This is a genomic window from Streptomyces sp. NPDC001890 (genome assembly GCF_042891445.1).
GTDB lineage: Bacteria > Actinomycetota > Actinomycetes > Streptomycetales > Streptomycetaceae > Streptomyces.
The window spans coordinates 1-19,558 of the sequence record NZ_JBIATE010000047.1 but is presented as its reverse complement, the minus strand read 5'-3'; the positions used below and the strand labels follow the sequence as shown (position 1 = coordinate 19,558).

Sequence of the window (19,558 nt, the reverse complement as noted above, 5' to 3'; positions counted from 1 at the left end):
AGACGAGAACGGCCCGAAACGCGAGACGAACGGTAGCTGCTCCATGCCGTGACCTGTCCGGCTGGAGTAGCTGCAAAGAACATTCTTCGTCTGCTGGTATAGGCCACGTGGGATCGCTGACCAGCGTAAACGGCGGCACTGTCACGTTGGCTGACCGGGTGGGATGATCTTCCGGTTGATCACGGTGGAGGGGGTTGTCCGTGGGCAGTACGCCGCCGTCGTACAAGGGGCACCGGTACCCGGTCGAGGTGATCTCCCACTGCGTGTGGCTGTATTTCCGCTTCCCGTTGTCATTCCGTGAGGTGGAGGAGTTGATGCTGCAGCGCGGCGTCATCGTGTCCTACAAGACGATCGGCCGGTGGTGTCTGAAGTTTGGGCAGCCCTACGCCAATGCGCTGCGCCGCCGATGTCCCCGCCCCGGCGACAAGTGGCATCTTGACGAGTTCTTCATCACGATCAACGGCGAGCAGAAGTACTCCTGGCGCGCGGTCGACCAGGACGGCAACGTGCTGGACATCCTCGTCCAGAACCGGCGCAACAAGGCCGCGGCCAGGCGCTTCTTCCGTCGGCTCCTCAAAGGAATCGGGGCCGTGCCGAGAGTGATCGTCACGGACAAGCTCCGTTCCTGCGGAGCGGCCCACCGCGAGGTGATGCCCTCGGTCGAGCACCGCTCCCACAAAGGTCTGAGCAACCGGGCCGAGAACTCCCACCAGCCAACGAGGCAGCGCGAACGCGCCATGAAAGGCTTCCGCAGCGTCGGAGGAGCTCAGAGATTCCTGTCCGTGTTCAGCGGCATCTCACCCCCACTTCCGGCCACGCCGGCACCGGAGGACCGCCCCCGACCACCGCACCGAGATGACCGTCCGCTTCGTGATCCGGGACCAGATCACCGGCGCCACTGCCCCGCCCACCGCAGCGTGACCCAGGCCCCCGCCCAACCCCCAAACGCCCTGACGCGCCCTCAACCGATCAACACCCCACCAACGTGACAACGCCCGTCGACCTGCGCGGCGTGGCTCTGGCCGTGATGGTCATCAAGGCCTCGCCGCACGACAGTATCCCCGCCCGTGACCAGCTGTTCCGTCTGCGTCTGACCCATCCCGAAGTCGCCGTCGCCTGGGCGGACTCCGCCTGCGGCGGAACCCTCGTCGACTGGTCCCACACCTTCCTCGGCATCACCCTCAAGACGGTGCCCCGCCGCAAAGACCAGGACGGCTTCGCCGTCCTGACGAAGCGGTGGAGAGTCGAGCATGCCATCTCGTGGATCACGAGAGCCAGGAGAAACGTACGCGACTACGAGCGGCTCATCTCCCACAGCGAGGCCCACATCACCTGGATTCATCACCCTTATGGTCCGCCGCCTCACCGGCCCTCCCCGACCACCACGCGCCACGCCACACCCCGTCGAATCGGTGAATGCGGCTGCCAAGCCCAAGCCCATACGCCTCCGGATGCAGCAGCCACAGACGATCCGGCTGGCCTTCACCGCCTTGCGCTGACCGCCGGAGCTGACCGCCATCGGCACCGTCGGCCCGAACGAATCCCTGCCGGCCAGGGCAGCGCCGACTACATCGAGAAGTTGAGGTTGGCCGGGTTGACCCGGGCCGGCAGTACCGCACCCTCGGCAACACCGGGATATAGATGGGCCTCCACCGTGTTGTCGGTCTCGAACGGCTCGAACCCGGGTCCGCTGATCCGCACATGGAGCCGGACGTCGGGGCGCTCTTCGCCCCCCAGCGGCGAAAAGACCGCCGAGAGGACCAGGGCCTTCGCGTCGACGCCGACGGCGGCCAGTTCCACAGTCGCGCGCCGGTTGTCCCAGAGAAAGAGAACTACCTTGACCATGGCCAGCGCGAAGGCCGCAGCAACCAGCGCCTCAACCACCGGAATCGCCACTGCGGGAGTCGCACCGTCGACTGTGGCCACCGACACCACGCAGAACACCACCGCGCCCCCCGAGCCCAGCGCCAGGACCACAGCGAAGAGGGAGACGAACACTGTGAAGCACGCCCCCCTGGGTTGCACCAGGAAGGGTTGAGGGGCGCGGGTGGTGGCCATGGCGGCACCCTAGCTGCCGCAGGCACCGGCCCAACAGGCCAGGACCGGCTCCGAGCATTCGAAGACCGTTACAACACGACCGCATAGCTGTTCCAGTGGAGGTTCACCACCTCCGACCTGGACGATCTGCTAGCCCTGCTCGACCGACACACCTGCCTACCGACAAGAAGAATCCTCCGTCGCCCTGGCAGCCTGTTCAACCCCCGAAGGACTTCCGGAGCAGACCACTCAGCTCTCCCGCCCCGCCCCCCCCGCCCGGGTTCCGGCGGGTCGCCGGGCAGGTCATGATCAGGTGTCCGAAGGTTCGAAGATGGGGGTGTGCTGTGGAGGATTGGCGGAGCGATCCGACGTTTGCGATGTGCCGGGAAGTCGCGGGCGGGGCGGACTTGGCCTCGTTCGCGGGCGGCCCGTTCGACGTGCGAGCGGTGGTGGCCGGCATCCTGCCCGAGCCCCGACGCGACCTGCCCCTCGACGCCGTCCCGTGGGGCAACTTCCCCCACGGCCCCGATGCCCGAGAGGCCGTTGCCGCCCTCCCCGCCGACGGCGAACCGGGCATGGACGCGACGGGCGTGCTGTGGGGCCTGTGCGCCAACGACAGCCGGGCGGCCGCCGCCCTCGCCGTACCGTTCCTGATCCCCCTCGCCACCGACGCCCACCACCCATACCGTGCCGCCGCCCTCGACGTCCTTTCCGGCCCGGCCCGCGCCCGGTACTTCGGCGTCGCCTCCCGCGAGGAACTCCTCCTTCACCGCACAGATCCCCTACGTCACGCCCCCGACGCAGACGACGACTACGGCTACGAAGTAACCGCCTACCCGGCCGGCTGGTCGGTGGCCGCCGCCCGAGCCGCGATCACCGCGGACACGCCCACACTGCTGCCCCTCCTCGGCGACCCCGACCCCGCCGTCCGCCTTGACGCCGCCTACGTCCTGGCGACCGCCGCCGACCTCGACCACATCGTCCGGACCGCCCTGGCCACCAGGTTCGCGGCGGAGCGTGACGCCATGGTCCGCGCCGCCTTCGTCCTGGCCACCGCCGAGATCACCCGGGCCCACGCGCACTCGCCAACCGCGGCCTGGCTGCGAGAGCGCTGGCACGACCGCACGGAGGCCCCCGAAGTCCGCCTGGCAGCGGCGATCGGATGGCTCTGCCTCACCGACGACCCCGCCCCCAAGGAACTCCGCCAGACCGTCGACGCCCTCGCCGACGACGAACGCGCACACGCCATGGAGGCCCTGCCCTGGATGAGCGCCGCCTCCGGAACCAACGAACCGGGACTCCTGCGCTGCAAGCGCTGCATGCTTCAACCGGAGGAACCCGACCCGGAAACGGTCCTCTGGGACTCCCTGTTCTGAGCAACCGGGCTGCGGTTGTGTATCGAAGGTGTACAGCGGGGCGAACTGCGGCGCACGGTCACAACCGGTCCGACCACCGCCCCGACCATCGCAGGTCACAGCCATGTCTGGCCTGGCCCGTACGATGACCGGCGTGACCGCCCGCCGCGCCCTTGGAGCAGGCCCTCAGGCTCCCGCGCCCAGCATCCGCGCCGCCCAGGCCGACCTCCTCGACACTCTCCCCGGAGAGCGCCTGTCCGACCTCGACGAACTGCGAGACCGAGGCGTACTCGGCACATGCCCGGCCGCGCCCCCGTCCCTGCGGCGGACCCTCAAAACCGGCGGCCACGCCGACGAGGAACTACCCGGGTGAACGAACATCCCTCCAGCGGGTAGGTGGAGGGTGTGAGCGAGACTCCGTACGGCTTCGACGCGGTGAAGTTCCGCGCTGCCCGGACCGCCGCCGGCGCCTCGGTCGCCGGGATCGCCCGTGCCGTCGGCGTGAGCGAGCGGGCGGTGTCCTTCTACCTCGCTGGCGCCCGTACTCCGCGGCCCGGGATCCTCCCGGGCCTGGCTGCCGCGGTCGGCGGCCCCAGCCGATCTGTGCACCGTCGAGCACGAGACGCTGGCGCACCTACGGATCTACACCGGCCACACCCGGGCCGAGATGGCCAGCGCGCTCGCGATGGGCGAGGAGACCTACCGACACCTGGAGACCACCGGCGAACGCGGCCGGCTCGCCCGCGCCCGCTACGACGACCACGAAGACCGATGGATCGCCTGGCAGGAGTGGGCCGCGCCCCTGCTCGCCGCCACCGCCGAACGCCTGGACGTCGCCGAAGAGCACACCCGCGAACAGCATCGCGTCGAACGCGAACGCCGCTGGCAGCGCCTACGGCTGGCCAACCCCGAATATGCCGCCCGCATCGAGGAACTCGGCCGGGCAGGACGAGCCCTACGGGAGCGGTGATCGGGTCGGCGATCCCCGACAGCGTCAGGTTCTGACAATGACCAGAGCTGCCTTTTCTTTCAGGGAATCGGCTGAGATCTACTTTCGACCCAGAGTTCTCCTGCGCTTTTTCTTGCATCATTCCTTGTACTATCTGTTGCCCCCTCTCTCCGGGGCATCGTGTGTTTATGCAGGTCACCATGCCTGTAGAGGCGTGGTCGGGGTGCTGACATCCCCTCTGCGTACCCCCTTGCCGCCCGACTGCCGAAATGGAGAGGGTGGGGGCGGGGCGGGCGGAGCGCCTCGGGGATCGGCGGCCGGCAAGTCCCTCTCGCGCGTCGGCGGGGCCGCGCGCGGGCCGGGCCTGGTGCCCGGCCGTTTCTGGGGCGGGGGCCGGAGCGCCTGAACGGCCGCCCCGGGGGTGGAAGGCATGGGCACTCACCGGCCGCCCACGGTGACGATGACGGTAATCACGGCGGCGAACACTCCAGCCCCTGTGAGGGCGACGGTCAACGGCTGGCTCAGCGACGGCCGGCGGTGGACGGCGTATGCAAGTGTGCCGACGAGCAGCAGGCCGACCAGGACGAGCAGCAGAAGGACCAACAGGACGAGTGTGGACACGGACAGTTCCCCCTTGGGATTCGGGCGTGCGGTGACAGCGCGCCGGAGTGGATGAGGGTGCCGATGCCTCTGCTCCTGTTCAGGTGCGCAGGACGAGTGACGTCGGGCCGCAGCGCGATACGGTCAGCACCGCTCCTGCCTCATGCACCCAGCAGAACCCCCCAGGTCGGGGTGGACCTAGTGGCCCGCCCGGCCGCGGCCGCCGACCCGGCCGGACCGGTCGACCGGCGCCGCCAGGAGCACGAGCAGCAGCACCAGCAGTCCGGCGCCGGACGCCGGTACAGGATGGGTGGTCCGTTTCGCGGGCTTGCGGCACGTTCACGGAGCGGGACCCGGCGGGCCGCCGACTTACGCGGAAGCGGTCTGTACGGGCGCGAGGGGCCGTAGCATCCGACTATGACGGGAGTCGGGGCGGAAGCTCATTTACTGGTCTGGATGTACGAGCGTAGTGCGAGGGGCCGGGGCGATCTGGCTGGCCCGGAAGATTTCCCCGAGGAATGGCGGCGCCGTGCCCGCTTCAGGCTCCGTGCTGATCTGAACGACCTGGTCCGCAAGGGCCAGTTGGAGCGGCACTTCGTGTTCCGTAGGGGGAACCTCTATAGCCTCTCCCGCGCCGGTGAGCTGGAGGCGCAGCGGCTCTTGCACCTGCGGCGCGACCCTGAAGGGCGCCAGCAACATGCCCGCGACGGACTGGTATCCGCAGCCTCCCGCGCTGCCTACAGCCCCACCATCGGGCTCGAAGCCTTCCTCGGGATGCCGCAGTCGCAGGTATACGGCGAATCCTTGACTCTTGACGAGGTGCGGGTAGCGGCAGCCTTTCTGGTGGAACGAGGCTTGGCCACCCTGCACGAAGGCGACGCACCACATTCACTCAAGGCTCTCCTGACACTGACCGGAGTAGGAATCCAGTGCGCCGAGAGCTCCCTCTCTGTGAAGGACTTCCTCATGCAGAACGGACACCTCCCCACCTACTACACCAACGTCCAAGGGGGGAACGCCCAGATCGGCCCCGGCAACACCCAGAACAACCACTTCGGCTTCGACGCCTCTCAGTTCGCCGCCTTCGCCCGCCAGGTGCTCGAGGACGCACCCCGGGTCGACATCGCGGACGAACTCAGGAGCCAGCTCGTCCGCGACGCCTCCCGTCTCCAGGAGGAGAGCACCGGGCCTGCCCCCGAGCCGAGCCGTGTCCGCCGGGCCATGGACGGGGTGCTGGAATCTCTTGTGCGGCACTCCACCGACGGCGTCGCGCAACTCCTGCACGAGACCGGCCGCGGCCTCCTCTCCTGACCGCGACGAGGCCGCTCTCCCCTCAAGCAAATCCGGCCGGTTTCAGGTATGGCCCCTCGCTCGCCGTAGGTGTGGACGCTACTCGGCTTCCACCGGACCTGGCCCGGGCCTTCGCTGTCCAGCACCCTCCTGCCTCCTGACCTTCGGTCGGGCGGTGTGGTGTCGGTCACGGACACTTCGCCCATCGGCTACTTGGTCAAGGCGGAAACGGACACCGACCGCGGGGGAGCGTCAGACAGCGGACAAGGGGTGGCTTCGCACGGTGGCTCCGGCCCGTACGCACGTCCGCGTGCGGGCCGGACCTGTCACCGACCCGGCCACGACGGCCGGAGGATCGCGAGGATCCAATGAGCACCGCCCCACCCCGCGTACTTCGCCGACCCCGCCAGCTTCTGCTGCGACAGGGAGCCCCGCTGCGAGCCCTGCCGCTGGCCCTACGCTCAGCCGCGCCGCCACCGGCCGCCGCCTGATCGTTGTCGCTGATCAGACCCCTGATGCGCCCGGCCCGGCCGGTTGCAACTCCTCTTCTCCTGCTCCTGATGTGCCTCGAGAAGCGTCCCGGCCCCGGAAGGCCGCGCTGCCGCCCGGCATCAGCCAGGCCGCAGCGAGGAACTGACTTCCCCTCGATGTTGAACCGGCCTGAAGCGTGGAGCTGCTGTTCAGGAATCCGGATCCGGCAGTCTCGTCCGGCGACTCCCGCCGCGAGAGCCCGTGCGTGGCGGAGAATGGGTGCGCATCGTCGTAGGGAGGGTGCACGGGAGATGGGGAGGTCCGGGGTGCGGTTAGAGGTTCGGGTCGAGTCCGCGGGGGAACTGCGGTCGTTGCAGGGGTGGTTGCGGTCGGACCCTGAGGTACGCAGGTCTGCCACGACCGAGGTGCGGGGGACTGCACCGCGGCCGGGAGAAATGGGCACGGCGCTGGATGTGCTCGAGCTGGTGACGGGGAACGGATGGAGTGCGGCATCGTTCGTGCTGGCCCTGCTCGCGTGGCGGCAGACCCGGCCGCAACGGGGCCGGTTGGAGATCCACCGCGGGGACACGGTCATCGTCCTCACCGGCGGTTCCGACGAGGAGGTCGAGCGGGTGATCCGGGCACTCGACGCCGACCGCGATGAGGACGCGAGCCGGTGAGCGTGCTGCCCGACCCAGGGGCGTCGCGGGCGGTCCTGGTGGGGACGAGCCGCTACCAGCATCTTGAGCAGTTGCCGGCCGTCTCGAACAACCTGCAAGCCCTCGCCGGACTCCTCTCAGGCCCTCTGTCCCTGCAACTGCCCGCGCAGCACGTGGCCGTCGTCGAGAACCCGGACGCCGCGCACACCGTGGTGAGCGAGGTGAGACAGGCTGCCGCCGAAGCCACCGACACGCTTGTCATCTACTTCGCCGGGCACGGGCTGATCGACCCGCAGGACACACTCAGTCTTGCCCTGCCGCACACCGTGGTCGGCCGTATCGAGACCGGCCTGCCCTATGAATGGCTCCGCCAGGTCCTTCTCCTGGACTCCCGCGCCGAGCGACACGTCGTGATTCTGGACTGCTGCTACAGCGGCCTGGCCCTGGGACGGATGAGCGCGTCGCCCGGCCTTGCCGACCAGGCCGCCGTGGAAGGCAGCTTCCTCCTCGCGGCTGCAGCCGAGACCCGCACCGCCCTGGCACCGGTCGGGGACACCTACACCGCCTTCACCGGCACCCTCCTCGACACGCTGCGCCATGGCATCCCCGGCGGCCCCGCGCTGCTGGATCTGGGAACCATCTACCGGCATCTGCGTCTGACGCTGGAAGCCCGGGGGCATCCCGTTCCCCAGGCCAGGGACCGTAACAGCGGTGCCCGGGTAGCGCTCGGGCGTAATCAATGGCAGCAGTTGCGTGAGGCCGCGCTGGCAGGCGGGGCCGATGAAGACGGGGAGGAACGGTGGACACACGCCAGCAGAGCGTTGCGCAACAATTCACACACGCGAGAGCATCCAGCCGATGACCGTCCCCCAGCGCCCGCACCATCCGGCACGGGGCCTCGCCCAGCCCCCTTCTCGCGTTCCGAAGGCCCCTGGGACCGCTCGGAAGTTGCCCACCCCGAGCACGGCCGCTTGAACCTGGGCGGTCTTTTCATCCGCCAGGTCGAGGACATGGAACTGCGTGTCGAACTCGCGGGCGAAACGATCGTCGCGGTAACCGTGATCACTGGTGACCAGGCAGTCCAGCTCCAGGCCTTCGCCGCACCCGAAACGGAAGGAATCTGGGACACCGTCCGCAAAGAGATCATCGACGGCATCATCAGCGCCGGCGGAACCGCCGACGAAGCTACCGGCCCCCTCGGACGGGAGCTGCATGCACGGGTCCCGGTCGAGCTACCCGACGACGCCAACGGTTTTCAAGCCATCCGGTTTGTCGGCGTGGACGGTCCAGGCTGGTTCCTGCGCGGCGTGATCTCCGGACGCGGAGCAGCGGACCTACAGGCCGCGACCGAGCTGGAGGCCCTCTTTCGGAGCACCGTCGTCGTGCGAGGCCAAAGACCCATGAAGCCGCGGGACCCCATCACCCTGACACTGTCCGACGACGCAGAGGTTGTTGACGAGCGGCGAACCAAAACGCGCGTGCAGGGCCCCGACACCCTGGCCACCCGCCACAGCCTCGCCCACTGGCGGGGTGAGGCGGGGGATGCGGCTGGCGCCGTAGCCGCGTTCGAGGAGCTGCTGGCCGACCGGCTACGGATGCTGGGCCCCGATCACCCCTACACCCTGGCCACCCGCAGCAATCTTGCCTACTGGCGGGGTGAGGCGGGGGATGCGGCTGGCGCCGTAGCCGCGTTCGAGGAGCTGCTGGCCGACCGGCTACGGATGCTGGGCCCCAACCACCTCAGCACCCTGGCCACCCGCCACAGCCTCGCCCACTGGCGGGGTGAGGCGGGGGAGGCGGCTGGCGCCGCAGCCGCGTTCGAGGAGCTGCTGGCCGACCGGCTACGCGTGCTGCGCCGCGATCACCCCGACACCCTGGCCACCCGCAGCAATCTTGCCTACTGGCGGGGTGAGGCGGGGGAGGCGGCTGGCGCCGCAGCCGCGTTCGAGGAGCTGCTGGCCGACCGGCTACGCGTGCTGGGCCCCAACCACCCCGACACCCTGGCCACCCGCCACAGCCTCGCCCACTGGCGGGGTAAGACGGGGGATGCGGCCGGCGCCGCAGCCGCGCTCGAGGAGCTGCTGGCCGACCGGCTACGCGTGCTGGGCCCCGATCACCCCTACACCCTGACCACCCGCACCGATCTTGCCTACTGGCGATGGCTGGCACAGGACGGACGTTACTGAAGGGCGGTCGGGTCGCACTCGCCGAGGCGACGGCCACAGCCGAACTGCCCCGACCTGCGAAGGCAGCGGAGCAGTTCCGCGGTTTGCGGCTGGTGACGATCCTGCTGGGCATGTAATAAGCCAGCAGGATCGTCACCAGCCGCAAGCGGCCCGCCGGCACCCGGGGCTCGGGCGGCTCGGCGCCCAAGTGCACGTACGAGAAGGCGGACCCGCAGCCCCCGGCGGAGAACCTGGCCTGGGACGGCAAGACGCCCAAGGACGGCGCCATCTACCGCGTCTGGTGCGAGGGCGGCAGGGTCGGCGTGACGTTCGTCCCGAACGGCGCCGCCGGCCCGGCCGCGCCCACGATCGACCCTGAGTTGGTGGCGCGCCGCGCGGTCGGCTCCATGCGGCTGGTGGGCCCAGCGGTGGCCAGCCCCCGCGCGGCCGGGCGGTACGTGGTTGGGATGCCGATGTGGATGTGGGTGACCCGTTCGACGTCGTCGTACGGGCCGGCGTCCGCGAAGGCGACGGCGGGCGGCGTCACGGTCACCGCCACCGCGAAGGTGGCCGCGATCCGGTGGGACATGGGCGACGGCACCACAGTCACCTGCCACGGCCCCGGCACCCCGTATAGCGCTGACCGCGGCAAGTCCCCGTCCCCGGACTGCGGCCACCGCTACGAACGGAGCGCCGCAGACCAGCCGGACGGCCGCTACAAGGGCACCGCCACCGCGACCTGGACCGTCACGTGGACCGCCCCCGCCCTCAACGACGGTGGCGAGTTCACCGAGACCCGACAGACCGCGTTCACCGCTGCGGTGGGTGAGGTCCAGGTCCTCAACTAGGCCCGTGGTCGTGTCTGTGGTCGGGCCCGTGGCTTTGTCCATGAGAACAGGGTTCTGGCACACATTCCGTGAGAGCGGTGGACGAGTCTCTTCTGATCGGCAGACTGGAGCGATGCGGATAGAGAGCGTCATCAGGATTCAGGCAGTCCGGCTCGCCGTGTCGGTTGGTGCCGTCGTCGTCGCTCCGGTTCTGCTGGTGGCTGGGGCTCCGTTGCGTCACCGCATGTTGCGTAGCTACTACCGCGAGGACGGTCCAGGCCTCGTGAGCAAAGAGGACGGTTGGGTGAGCCCGGGGTACTTCGTAGTCACCAACATGGTTGTTCGAGCCCTCTGCTGGCCGTCTGAGTACGTACTCCAACGTTGTTTTCCTGCCTGAGCAGGCCATCACCGGGCAGCGGTGAGAAGTACCCGTTTACGCAGGAGTGGAAGCTTGGCGCGGCCGAACATCTGGCGTTTGACCATTTTGATGTGGTTGACACGGCCTTCGACGGGACCGGAGTTCCAGTGACTTGTCAGGCCCTGGACGACAGCGTCCCAGTCCTTCTCCAGGCCGGCGGCAAAGGAATGGACGCCGGGAAGTTCCTCAGCTCGCGCTCTGACGACCCAGGCCTTCAAATGCTGGCCAGTGCGGGTGGAGAGGATCTGAGCGAAGCTGCGGACGAGACGGTGGGCCGCCGCAAGTTCCGGGCAACGGGTGAGGACTTCGACCAGCCGTTTCCCTTCGCTCTCCGAGAGGCGGTCGGGGTGACGCATGATCCACCCGGTGACTTGTCGTAATCCCGGTGGCGCGGGCCCGACGACACGGATACGGCGTCGGCGTCGTGGCCGCAGGTAGTTGCTGATGGTCTGGTAGTTGCCTCGGTAGCCGAGCTCTTCGAGCTCTGCGTGAAGGTGAACGGCATTGGTGTGGCCCTCGGCCCAGCGTTTGTCCAGGTAGGGCTTGTAAGGGTCCAGCTGGCTGGGCCGTGGTTGCCGTCGGCCCCCGAGCAACTCCTCAGGGGTTGCCGCGCGGGCGGATCGACGGACCGTGTTCCCACCTATGTGTAACTCGCGGGCGATCTCACGGATGCCGTGGCCCTGGTCGAGGAGCGCGTGGACGATGGCGTGACGTTCACGGATACGGGCTTCGATAGGCGACATCTCCTTTGCCGGCGGCAGTTCAATGTCCGGCAGGTCACCCGGATCGGAGCAGGGTGGCTGCAGGCATCTGGTGTGCTGGCGAACGCATTGTTCCACCGCGGTGCCGAGGTTCTGCCACAGGTGAAAGCGGTCAGCAACCTGGACTGCCTGCGGGGCCCCGACGCGGGCGCCTTCGGCGTAGGAGCCGGCGCGATCTCGGCAGATCACCTCGATCCCAGGATGCTCACGCAGCCATGTGGCCAGGGTCTCGGCGTCCCGTCCTGGCAGCAAGCCGAGTGGTTTGCGGGTCTCGCAGTCGATGAGCACGGTCCCGTAGTGCTGCCCGCGGCGGGTGGCGAAATCATCGACCCCGAGCACCTTGGGCACTTCCCAGGAGGGATCAGGAAGCGCCATCAGCAGCCGCAGCAGCGTCGTCCGGCTGACCGCACTGTGCAGCACCACGGCCAGCCGGGCCCCCGCCCGACCGGCGAGTGTGACGGCCACGGCCTCCAGGGTCCGGCGCAAAGCAGGCGTCCGTCTTCCGTACCTGAACGTCAGTCCCGCGACCTGCTCGACGAACGTACGACGCTCGCACCGGGCGTTGTCGCAGTACAACCGCCGCACGGTCAACTCGATTCGCACCGGCTGGTCACCGACCGGAGTATCGGCCAGCCGACGCTGGTAGCAACTGTGTACACGATTCGACGGACACTCACAGTCGGGGCACGGCGCAGTGCCATCGAGGGTTCTCGCAACGATGTGCACCACACCGCACTCTGTGAACACCCGCTCCACCAGAACCGCGCTGAAGTGCGGAAACAGCACTGCTATGAGGTCATCACACCGCACCACGATCCCAGATGGCGCGACGTCACCGTGGGAGAATCCCGCTGATCGTTCTCACGGAATGTGTGCCAGAACCGTTCTCGGTTCTGGCACAGATCTTGGGGAGTCGTCGCGGAGCGTCACCTCGATGTTCGATTGTGAGGGGCTTACTCGTGTGAGACGGCGTACGCCTTGTCGCCCGACAACTGAAAATGACGCTCCATCAGGTACTTGTCGATCGATGCCGCGGCCGGTTGTAGACGGTGATGGTGCTGGTCATGAAGACCGATGCACCGTTCTGGGACTCGCTGGTGTTTGCCGGGTTCGACGAGGTGGATGTCGAGGCGGTTACGGCCGCGTTCGGCACGGTCGAGGTGATGGCGAGAGGCCGCGCGGCCGGCTCTGCATGTCCGGACTGCGGCCGCTTCTCGGACCGAGTCCACGACCGATACCAACGCAGGCTGAAGGACCTTCCACTCGCTGATCAGCGCTTCGCGATCCGGTTGACGGTCCGACGCTTCATCTGCGGAGCGGTGGACTGCCCACGCCGGACGTTTGCTGAACCTTTCTCTCGGCTGACCGCCCCGCACGCACGGTTCACCACCCGGCTCAACCACGCCCTGGAGCGAGTGGGGCTCGCCCTGGCTGGGCGAGCCGGTGCCCGGCTGGCTGCCCAGCTGGGCTTCGGCGCGGGAAGGATGACCTTGTTACGCAGGGTCATGGCCTTGCCCGATCCAAGGTTCAGTACCCCGCGTGTGCTGGGCGTGGACGACTTCGCGATCCGTCGCGGCCATACATACTCCACCGTCTTGACCAGTGTCGAAGACCATCGAGTGGTCGATGTGCTTCCGACTCGTGAAGCCGGACCGCTGGCTACCTGGCTGATCCACCACCCCGGCGTCGAGATCATCTGCCGGGACCGGGCGGGCGCCTACGCCGACGGCGCCCGGCGCGGTGCCCCCGACGCGCTGCAGGTCGCTGACCGGTTCCATCTGTGGCAGGGCCTCGGCCGGGCCGTGGAGACCTGCGTCGCCGCCCACCGGGACTGCCTGCGCAACCCGTCGCCCAGCGGGATGTCGCTGGAGGCCACCCACCCTCCTTTAGGAGCTTTCCGGCCGATCATGTGACCGTCGCCTGATCTGCTCGTTGGTTCGGGCATGGGGCGGGGAGAACGCGGTGATCTGTCGGATGCCGAGTGGGAACGGCTGCGGCCGTTCTTGCCGGTGAGTAACGGTCGGTGCGGGCGGTGGCGTGATCACCGACAGGTGATCGATGGGATTCTTCACCGGGTTCGGACGGGGGTGCACTGGCGTGATCTGCCGGAGCGGTTCGGGCCGTGGAAGACGGTCTACGAGCGCCATCGGCTGTGGTCGGCCGACGGCACGTGGGAACGGCTGCTGCAACAGGTCCAGGCCGCGGCGGACGCGGCGGGCGCGATCGATTGGGGTGTCTCGGTGGACTCCACCATCGTCCGCGCCCACCAGCACGCAGCCGGCGCCCGCACCGACCCGCCGCCAGCCCTCGTCGGCTCAAAGGGGGACGAGTCGCTGGAACACCAGGACGAGACTCCGTGGCAGAGCCTCGTCGGCCAACTGGTGGAGGTGGTGCGGGAGGCGAGGGCCTGGGCCGTTCACGCGGCGGCTTCACCAGCAAGATCCACCTGAGCGCGGACGGCTTCTGCCGCCCGCTGTCCCTGATCATCACGCCGGGACAGTGGGCCGACTGCACCCAGTTCGTTATGGTGCTGGAGAAGATCCGGGTCCCCCGGCTCGGGTTGGGCAGACCTCGCAAGAAACCCGACAGCGTTGCGGCCGACAAGGCCTACAGCAACGGTCCCTGCCGTCAGTACCTGCGGCGTCGCGCCATCCGGCACACGATCCCGGAGAAGACCGACAGCCAGGCCACCCGCCTACGCAAAGGATCACGAGGCGGACGGCCGCCAGGCTTCGACGGGGACCGGTACAAGAAGCGCAACACCGTCGAACGGGCCATCAATAAGCTGAAGAACTCCCGCGCCGTCGCGACCCGTTACGACAAGCGCGGCTACGTCTTCCTCGGAACCGTCACCACAGCCGCCCTGGTGATCTGGCTCCGCACCTGACCGCGTGTCATGACATCAACCCACCGAGGCACCCGGCGCAAGCACCAGGCCGGCTGCCGCGATGAAGTCCTCAAGGCTGATGGTGCCGCTGCCGGTGCCATCGTCCCATTCGATCAGGAGCCCCGAGCGGCCTTCGTTCCAAGACTCCGGACTGTCATCAAAGTCAGGGCCGGGGCGCCACTCGACGCTGCCCTCGCCGTGCCGGTATCGGAGATACAGGTACTGGCCATCCGAAGTCCAGGCGTCCCACTGCGATGGGCAGGCAGAACACGTCTGCACGACCCGCGTCAGTTTTCGACCTTCATCCGCACCCATCCGACGATGGTCGCGCAGCACCAGGCGCCCGGCAATCGACTTCGTTCTCAAGCGGCAGCCACACGCACGCCATCAATGATCGGCCGGACAGCTCCTAGGTCGGCCGCAGGACGACTCGGAGCCCGTCGGCCGGCGGGCCGAGCGGAAGAAGGCAGCACACGCACTGGTCCACGAGATGCTGGCCCAAGGCCACTCACGCCGGGCGATCGCCCGGCACCTGGGCTGGGGCCTCAATACCGTGCTCCGGTACGCGGCCGCCGCACGCTGGCAGGACACCCTCCGCGAGAGCCGGCCCCGGACCAGCAGGCTGGACCCCTACAAGCCCTACCTGGAACGGCGGTTCGCCGCGGGATGCACCAGCGTCACACGACTGCACGCCGAGCTGGTTGCCGAGCACGCGCCCGTCACCTACGCAATGGTCCGCGCCCACATCGCTACATTGCGCGGAGTTCCGTCCGCGGCACCGCCCCGGCCGCCGACGGTGCGACAGGTGACCGGCTGGCTCACCCGTCACCCCACCGCCCTGAACGAAGAGGACCGCGCCGGCCTGAAAGAGGTTCTGACTCGCTGCCCCGAACTGGACACCACCGCCGAACACGTCCGCAATTTCGGCGAGATACTCAGAGGCCGCCTCGGTAACACGCTCCCTGCCTGGATCGACGCAGTCGACGCCAGCCAGCTACCCGGGCTCACAGGCTTCGCACTCCACCTGCTCCGAGACCTCGGCGCCGTAACTGCCGGGCTCACTCTCGACTGGAGCTCCGGCAGCATCGAGGGAGCCGTCAACCGCATCAAGAAGATCAAAAGGCAGCTCTACGGTCGAGCCGGATTCGAGCTTCTCCGCAAGATGATCCTGCTCCAGTAACGCTCCGAGACGACTCTCTGTACCAGAACCTCAGAAAGTCACTGGCTTCTCGTTCCTTCTTGCGGTGAGACTTCCGACGTGACGCTTCACGAGGATGAGATCCCAGTCGACAAGACGCTAGTCGGGTCGCTGCTGAAGGCCCAGCGCCCAGAGTGGGCTGACCTGCCGTTGTCGCCCGCAGGCGCGGGCACGGACAACACCATGTATCGGCTGGGCGATGACCTGCTCGTGCGACTGCCACGAACCGCCGACAAGGGACAGTCCGTGCGAAAGGAGCAGGAATGGCTTCCTCGCCTGGCGCCCCTACTCGCATCTCCGATTCCCGAGCTCGTCCACGCCGGGACGCCCACCAACGTCTTCCCTCTAGTCTGGTCGGTCTACCGCTGGATTGACGGTGACGAGGCCGGCCCTGACACGGTCCGGGACTGGGCCGCCTTCGGAACCGACCTGGCGACGGTTGTACGGGAGCTCCACCGCATCGACCTCATGGGAGCGACTCGCGCAGACGGCCTCAATTGGTACCGCGGAGGCAGCTTGGGGCCATGCGACCAGTGGATCGCCAGTTGTCTCAACGATTGCCGAACCACTGTGGGTTCTGAGGTCGACGTTGACTCCCTGGAACAGTTGTGGCGAGCCGCGCTCACACTGCCCGAACCCTCCGGACCCCACGTATGGCTCCACGGCGACCTCAAGCCGACCAACCTCTTGGTCCGCGAAGGCAAGCTCCATGCAGTCATCGACTTCGGCGGACTCTCGGTCGGCTTTCCCGACGCCGAGCACTCCACACTCTGGGACCTCCCGCCACAAGCACGACAGGCCTACTGGGACACCTTGAACCTCGACGATGTGACCTGGGCCCGCGCCCGCGCCTGGGCGATCGCAGTGGGCGTCAGCGGCATCTCCTACTACCGACACACCTTCCCCGCTTTCGTTGCCGAGTGCCAAGCACGACTTCAGGCAATCCTCATTGACGCCACCGCTCGTTGAGTGGCCTCCCGGTCCGAGAGGAAGGGGCATACGGCGCAGGACCAGTGAAAGGCGACGGGACGCCGCGCGAAATGGAGCACTGCCGCCGACATGCTCTGAGCCCGGTTCATCTCACCGAGTCCCGCCCTGGTCACAGCGCCATCAACAGCTCACTTCCGATGAAATGGGGCAGCGAGCCCGAATCTCACAATCGAACACCGAGATGACGCTCCGCGACGACTCCCCAAGATCTGTGCCAGAACCCGAATCTCGTGAACAAAGCCAGGTCATGTGGGTACTTTCCCTGGAGAGGTACTGGGGTTCTGGCGTTCCGGTCACGCCGTTGCCGGTGGACCTGAACGGCCAGGCTTGCGTGCCGCGTTGAGGGTTTCTACGGATGCCTGCGCGGGATGGCGTGTGTGAGGCTCTTTCTAGAGCCGCCGAGAGCGCTCCCGGTCCACCTGCCTGCCGCCGCCGCGATCCTCCGGACGGCCTCGGCTCGCAATGGGCCGGTAGCCTGCGGTTCGCGTCTTTGCCGCTCGCACCCCCGCTGGTGCGGGTGCCCCCCGACGGGCCATACCGGCCCGTTCCCTGACCGCAGACAAGGCGAACGTCATGGCACACAACAAGAACGGCGGCGACACCCCGCTGCCCATCGACATGGCAGCGATCCGGCGGACCGTCGAGGTGATGCGGGCCGAACGGGCCGCCACGTTGGAGGCCGACGACAGCGGCTGGCTCGCCGGTCTCGTGGAGTGTGACCTCGACAGCTACCAGGAGTTCGTCGCCCAGCTGCGTGTCACCCTCAACCCCGACCTGCTCGGGTACGTCCCGGAGATGTGCGCCAAGACTCTCGGCGACACCGGAACGACCCGCACCCTGATCGGTGACCAGCAAGTGGACACCCCGTTCTTCCACCACGGCGACCTGGTGGTCAAGGGCGACCTCGGCGTGGGCGCGCCGTTCGTGGTCACCGGATCGGTGAAGGTCGAAGGTGTGATGGGGGACTGCGCCCCCTACTCGGTGGTGGCGATCGGCGGCGCGGTGAAGGCCCGGGGGGTCCTCACCAGCGGCGAGATGCTGGTCATGGGCGACATCGAGGCCGACGTCGTCTACGGCGACTACAACGACAACACGCTTCACGCGGGCACCATCCGCGCCCGCCTGGTCATCGAGGACGACCACCAGACGATCGCGACCGTGAAGGCGGACCTCTACTTCGACGTGGACGACTACCAGGGGGGATACGGGGATGGCGTGCAGGAACAGCTGCGCGCGTTCCTGGTGGACGAGGTCTTCGCCGCCGACGAGGACGCCGACGAGGACGCCGACGAGGACGCGGACGAGGACGAGGAGATGTTCGACTCCGGCCTGCTCTTCGCGCGGCTGCGCGAGGGCCTGCCCGTCTTCCGCGCCGACGCGGCTCCCGAGGGGCGCTGAGGCCCGCTGGTCGAGCTCGTCCGCTGGCACGGACGCCCCGCCGAATGCGACAGCGGACCGCTTGGCAGCCGTCCGTACATTGTCCTACGGGCGGGGGTGCTGACATCCCCTCTGCGTACCCCCCTGCCGCCCGAATTGCCGAAATGGAGAGGGTGGGGGCGGGGCGGGCGGAGCGCTTCAGGGATCGGCGGCCGGCCAGTCCCTCTCGCGCGTTGGCGGGGCCGCGCGCGGGCCGGGGCGTCCGGTCCCTGTTGGGAGTTCTCGCTTTCGTGTCCGGGATGGTTCTCGGTTCGATGTCCGGCCTTGGGCGCTGTGGGGCGGGCCGATTCGGGTGTTTCTATGGGGCGTTGAGGAGTGGTGGCCGGGCGCTGTTGCTGGACAAGCAATAAGGATTGGCTGGTGTGAGGATTACCTGGTCAGGGAAGTGAGAGCTCCCAATCCGCGCCCGCGTACACGAGCCCCTGGGCTCACCCGCCCGGGTCATTTGGCCTGACCATGACCCGGGCCAGGACCACGGCCCCGGCCTGGGTCACCCCTGAATCGGGGGCGCCATCCGCCGGGCACCGGACCGACGACGAGCACGGCCAGGAGCACGGGGCTGGCACCGCGCCCGCGGCCGCTCTCCGCCGAGCGGATCGAGCACGCTGCGCTCCCGGGTACTACTGACGCCGAGCAGCTGCCCGCACAAATGGCCGGCGGATCCTCGGGCCTGGGATCTCCTGCCTCATTCCTTGCGCGATCCCTTGCAGCATCTCCTGCGGTATCTGTTGCACCCTCCCTCCACGGCGTCGGGTGCTCGTGCAGGTCACCCTGCCTGTAGAGGCGTGGTCGGGGTGCTGACATCCCCTCTGCGCACCCCCCTGCCGCCCGAACTGCCGAAAGAGAAAGGGGTGGGGGCGGGGCGGGCGGAGCGGCCTCGGGGATCGGCGGCCGGCCAGTCCCTCTCGCGCGTCGGCGGGGCCGCGCGCGCCTGCACCCCGGGCCGGGGCGGCTGACATTCGCGGCTCAGGGGGGTGTGTGGCGGTTCTGGGGCGTCAGGCGCCTGAAGCTGGAGTCTCGCAAGGCGGGGACGCAACCCTAGTGATCCCCGACTCTGTCACGGAGTGATCAAACCGACCCCAGGTCGCCCTGCCACGCGACAGGCTCACCATCGTGCCTCGCCTCTTCCAGCGCCGCCCTACGCCCCAGGGGCGCGCATTACCAGCAGTTCAACCGCGACCACGCCCGGCTGAGAGCCCCGGCGAACGCGCCTTCGCCCAGTTGAGAGCCTGGCGGCTGCTACGACGAGCCAGATGCTCCACCCGCCGTATCAGCACCATCGTCCCAGCTGTCCGCCGCTGCTGACCTGCAACTATTCAGGACGAAAGAGGTTCACTGAAGGAATCAGGCCAGCCTTCTCCCTATGGCTTCACATCGAGACGCACGAGCGCGCCGATCTCCACGAGTTGGTCCGGCAGCGCCAAGTCGGAAACGCCCATGACCGTGCTGGCAGGCCGGTGCTCCCCGAAGTACTCGGCGTGGAGGCGTGCTGTCGTGTCGAAGTTCTCCCGCAG

17 protein-coding genes and 4 pseudogenes are annotated in these 19,558 nt (G+C 68.3%); 16 read left to right on the top strand and 5 right to left on the bottom strand.

What is annotated here, in order from left to right; translation table 11 throughout:
• Positions 1 to 236: 236 nt before the first annotated feature.
• Together ACFYY1_RS41220 and ACFYY1_RS41215 are read left to right on the top strand one after the other, a co-directional pair.
• A pseudogene (locus ACFYY1_RS41220) lies at positions 237 to 797 on the top strand (IS6 family transposase); the annotation flags it as partial.
• Between the two features lie 230 nt (positions 798 to 1,027).
• Positions 1,028 to 1,252: pseudogene (locus ACFYY1_RS41215) on the top strand (IS5/IS1182 family transposase); the annotation flags it as partial.
• Positions 1,253 to 1,566: 314 nt separating this feature from the next.
• Here the strand turns inward: ACFYY1_RS41215 and ACFYY1_RS41210 are convergent.
• Entirely contained in the window at positions 1,567 to 2,058 is a 492-nt protein-coding gene (locus ACFYY1_RS41210) for a hypothetical protein (RefSeq protein ID WP_388595088.1), read from the bottom strand.
• A 356-nt stretch (positions 2,059 to 2,414) separates the two neighbouring features.
• Between ACFYY1_RS41210 and ACFYY1_RS41205 the strand changes: the two genes are divergently transcribed.
• From ACFYY1_RS41205 to ACFYY1_RS41190, 4 genes and pseudogenes are all read left to right on the top strand, one after another.
• Positions 2,415 to 3,413, top strand: coding sequence for a HEAT repeat domain-containing protein (locus ACFYY1_RS41205; protein WP_388595061.1), 999 nt, complete (start codon positions 2,415 to 2,417; stop codon positions 3,411 to 3,413).
• Between the two features lie 133 nt (positions 3,414 to 3,546).
• The gene (locus tag ACFYY1_RS41200; RefSeq protein WP_388595059.1) at positions 3,547 to 3,765 is read left to right on the top strand and encodes a hypothetical protein; all 219 of its coding nucleotides are present in this window, start codon (positions 3,547 to 3,549) and stop codon (positions 3,763 to 3,765) included.
• 23 nt (positions 3,766 to 3,788) lie between these two features.
• A pseudogene (locus ACFYY1_RS41195) lies at positions 3,789 to 3,971 on the top strand (helix-turn-helix domain-containing protein); the annotation flags it as partial.
• An 88-nt stretch (positions 3,972 to 4,059) separates the two neighbouring features.
• The gene (locus ACFYY1_RS41190) at positions 4,060 to 4,362 is read left to right on the top strand and encodes a hypothetical protein (protein ID WP_388595086.1); all 303 of its coding nucleotides are present in this window, start codon (positions 4,060 to 4,062) and stop codon (positions 4,360 to 4,362) included.
• 417 nt (positions 4,363 to 4,779) lie between these two features.
• Here the strand turns inward: ACFYY1_RS41190 and ACFYY1_RS41185 are convergent, their stop codons facing one another.
• Positions 4,780 to 4,962 (bottom strand): hypothetical protein, encoded by a 183-nt coding sequence (locus ACFYY1_RS41185; protein ID WP_388595058.1) that lies wholly within the window; start codon positions 4,960 to 4,962, stop codon positions 4,780 to 4,782.
• Between the two features lie 435 nt (positions 4,963 to 5,397).
• On the opposite strand from ACFYY1_RS41185, the gene ACFYY1_RS41180 reads away from it, so the two are divergent.
• The 3 genes from ACFYY1_RS41180 (at position 5,398) to ACFYY1_RS41170 (ending at position 9,547) form a co-directional block, all read left to right on the top strand.
• The gene (locus ACFYY1_RS41180; protein ID WP_388595056.1) at positions 5,398 to 6,252 is read left to right on the top strand and encodes a hypothetical protein; all 855 of its coding nucleotides are present in this window, start codon (positions 5,398 to 5,400) and stop codon (positions 6,250 to 6,252) included.
• A gap of 494 nt (positions 6,253 to 6,746) precedes the next feature.
• Positions 6,747 to 7,382, top strand: coding sequence for a hypothetical protein (locus ACFYY1_RS41175; protein WP_388595083.1), 636 nt, complete (start codon positions 6,747 to 6,749; stop codon positions 7,380 to 7,382).
• Complete coding sequence (locus ACFYY1_RS41170; RefSeq protein ID WP_388595055.1) at positions 7,379 to 9,547, top strand: DUF3710 domain-containing protein; 2,169 nt, start codon at positions 7,379 to 7,381, stop codon at positions 9,545 to 9,547. Before ACFYY1_RS41175 ends, ACFYY1_RS41170 begins: the two co-directional genes overlap by 4 nt.
• Before the next feature lie 268 nt (positions 9,548 to 9,815).
• Here ACFYY1_RS41170 and ACFYY1_RS41165 read toward each other — a convergent pair whose 3' ends face one another.
• Complete coding sequence (locus ACFYY1_RS41165; protein WP_388595053.1) at positions 9,816 to 10,115, bottom strand: hypothetical protein; 300 nt, start codon at positions 10,113 to 10,115, stop codon at positions 9,816 to 9,818.
• Between ACFYY1_RS41165 and ACFYY1_RS41160 the strand changes: the two genes are divergently transcribed.
• Positions 10,114 to 10,374, top strand: coding sequence for a hypothetical protein (locus tag ACFYY1_RS41160; RefSeq protein ID WP_388595052.1), 261 nt, complete (start codon positions 10,114 to 10,116; stop codon positions 10,372 to 10,374). The two genes, ACFYY1_RS41165 and ACFYY1_RS41160, sit on opposite strands and share 2 nt — an antisense overlap.
• A gap of 384 nt (positions 10,375 to 10,758) precedes the next feature.
• Here ACFYY1_RS41160 and ACFYY1_RS41155 read toward each other — a convergent pair whose 3' ends face one another.
• Entirely contained in the window at positions 10,759 to 12,258 is a 1,500-nt protein-coding gene (locus ACFYY1_RS41155) for an ISL3 family transposase (RefSeq protein WP_388595081.1), read from the bottom strand.
• A gap of 338 nt (positions 12,259 to 12,596) precedes the next feature.
• Here ACFYY1_RS41155 and ACFYY1_RS41150 point away from each other — a divergent pair, with 338 nt between their 5' ends.
• Both ACFYY1_RS41150 and ACFYY1_RS41145 read left to right on the top strand, forming a co-directional pair.
• Positions 12,597 to 13,445, top strand: a complete 849-nt coding sequence (locus tag ACFYY1_RS41150; RefSeq protein WP_388595051.1) for an ISL3 family transposase — start codon at positions 12,597 to 12,599, stop codon at positions 13,443 to 13,445.
• A gap of 30 nt (positions 13,446 to 13,475) precedes the next feature.
• A protein-coding gene (locus ACFYY1_RS41145; protein WP_388595050.1) for an IS5 family transposase occupies positions 13,476 to 14,419 on the top strand; the annotation gives its coding sequence in 2 pieces (ribosomal slippage) (positions 13,476 to 13,836 and positions 13,836 to 14,419; 945 coding nt in all).
• A 15-nt stretch (positions 14,420 to 14,434) separates the two neighbouring features.
• Here ACFYY1_RS41145 and ACFYY1_RS41140 read toward each other — a convergent pair.
• Positions 14,435 to 14,734 carry a hypothetical protein gene (locus tag ACFYY1_RS41140; RefSeq protein WP_388595048.1) on the bottom strand — a complete coding sequence of 100 codons (300 nt, stop codon included), beginning with the start codon at positions 14,732 to 14,734 and terminating at the stop codon, positions 14,435 to 14,437.
• 175 nt (positions 14,735 to 14,909) lie between these two features.
• Between ACFYY1_RS41140 and ACFYY1_RS41135 the strand changes: the two genes are divergently transcribed.
• From ACFYY1_RS41135 to ACFYY1_RS41120, 4 genes and pseudogenes are all read left to right on the top strand, one after another.
• A complete protein-coding gene (locus ACFYY1_RS41135) occupies positions 14,910 to 15,599 on the top strand; it encodes a transposase (RefSeq protein ID WP_388595047.1) in 690 nt (229 codons plus the stop codon).
• Positions 15,600 to 15,677: 78 nt separating this feature from the next.
• Entirely contained in the window at positions 15,678 to 16,586 is a 909-nt protein-coding gene (locus tag ACFYY1_RS41130; protein WP_388595045.1) for an aminoglycoside phosphotransferase family protein, read from the top strand.
• 594 nt (positions 16,587 to 17,180) lie between these two features.
• Positions 17,181 to 18,005, top strand: a complete 825-nt coding sequence (locus ACFYY1_RS41125) for a hypothetical protein (protein WP_388595044.1) — start codon at positions 17,181 to 17,183, stop codon at positions 18,003 to 18,005.
• A gap of 1,180 nt (positions 18,006 to 19,185) precedes the next feature.
• A pseudogene (locus tag ACFYY1_RS41120) lies at positions 19,186 to 19,366 on the top strand (IS5/IS1182 family transposase); the annotation flags it as partial.
• Positions 19,367 to 19,558: the final 192 nt, after the last annotated feature.

Bases quoted from the DNA above. Each gene is read 5' to 3' on its own strand.
- ACFYY1_RS41210 (WP_388595088.1), bottom strand. From the start codon at position 2,058: ATGGCCACCACCCGCGCCCCTCAACCCTTCCTGGTGCAACCCAGGGGG.
- ACFYY1_RS41205 (WP_388595061.1), top strand. From the start codon at position 2,415: ATGTGCCGGGAAGTCGCGGGCGGGGCGGACTTGGCCTCGTTCGCGGGC.
- ACFYY1_RS41190 (WP_388595086.1), top strand. From the start codon at position 4,060: ATGGCCAGCGCGCTCGCGATGGGCGAGGAGACCTACCGACACCTGGAG.
- ACFYY1_RS41180 (WP_388595056.1), top strand. From the start codon at position 5,398: ATGTACGAGCGTAGTGCGAGGGGCCGGGGCGATCTGGCTGGCCCGGAA.
- ACFYY1_RS41175 (WP_388595083.1), top strand. From the start codon at position 6,747: ATGCGCCCGGCCCGGCCGGTTGCAACTCCTCTTCTCCTGCTCCTGATG.
- ACFYY1_RS41160 (WP_388595052.1), top strand. From the start codon at position 10,114: ATGGGCGACGGCACCACAGTCACCTGCCACGGCCCCGGCACCCCGTAT.
- ACFYY1_RS41165 (WP_388595053.1), bottom strand. From the start codon at position 10,115: ATGTCCCACCGGATCGCGGCCACCTTCGCGGTGGCGGTGACCGTGACG.
- ACFYY1_RS41150 (WP_388595051.1), top strand. From the start codon at position 12,597: ATGAAGACCGATGCACCGTTCTGGGACTCGCTGGTGTTTGCCGGGTTC.
- ACFYY1_RS41140 (WP_388595048.1), bottom strand. From the start codon at position 14,734: ATGGGTGCGGATGAAGGTCGAAAACTGACGCGGGTCGTGCAGACGTGT.
- ACFYY1_RS41135 (WP_388595047.1), top strand. From the start codon at position 14,910: ATGCTGGCCCAAGGCCACTCACGCCGGGCGATCGCCCGGCACCTGGGC.
- ACFYY1_RS41125 (WP_388595044.1), top strand. From the start codon at position 17,181: ATGGCACACAACAAGAACGGCGGCGACACCCCGCTGCCCATCGACATG.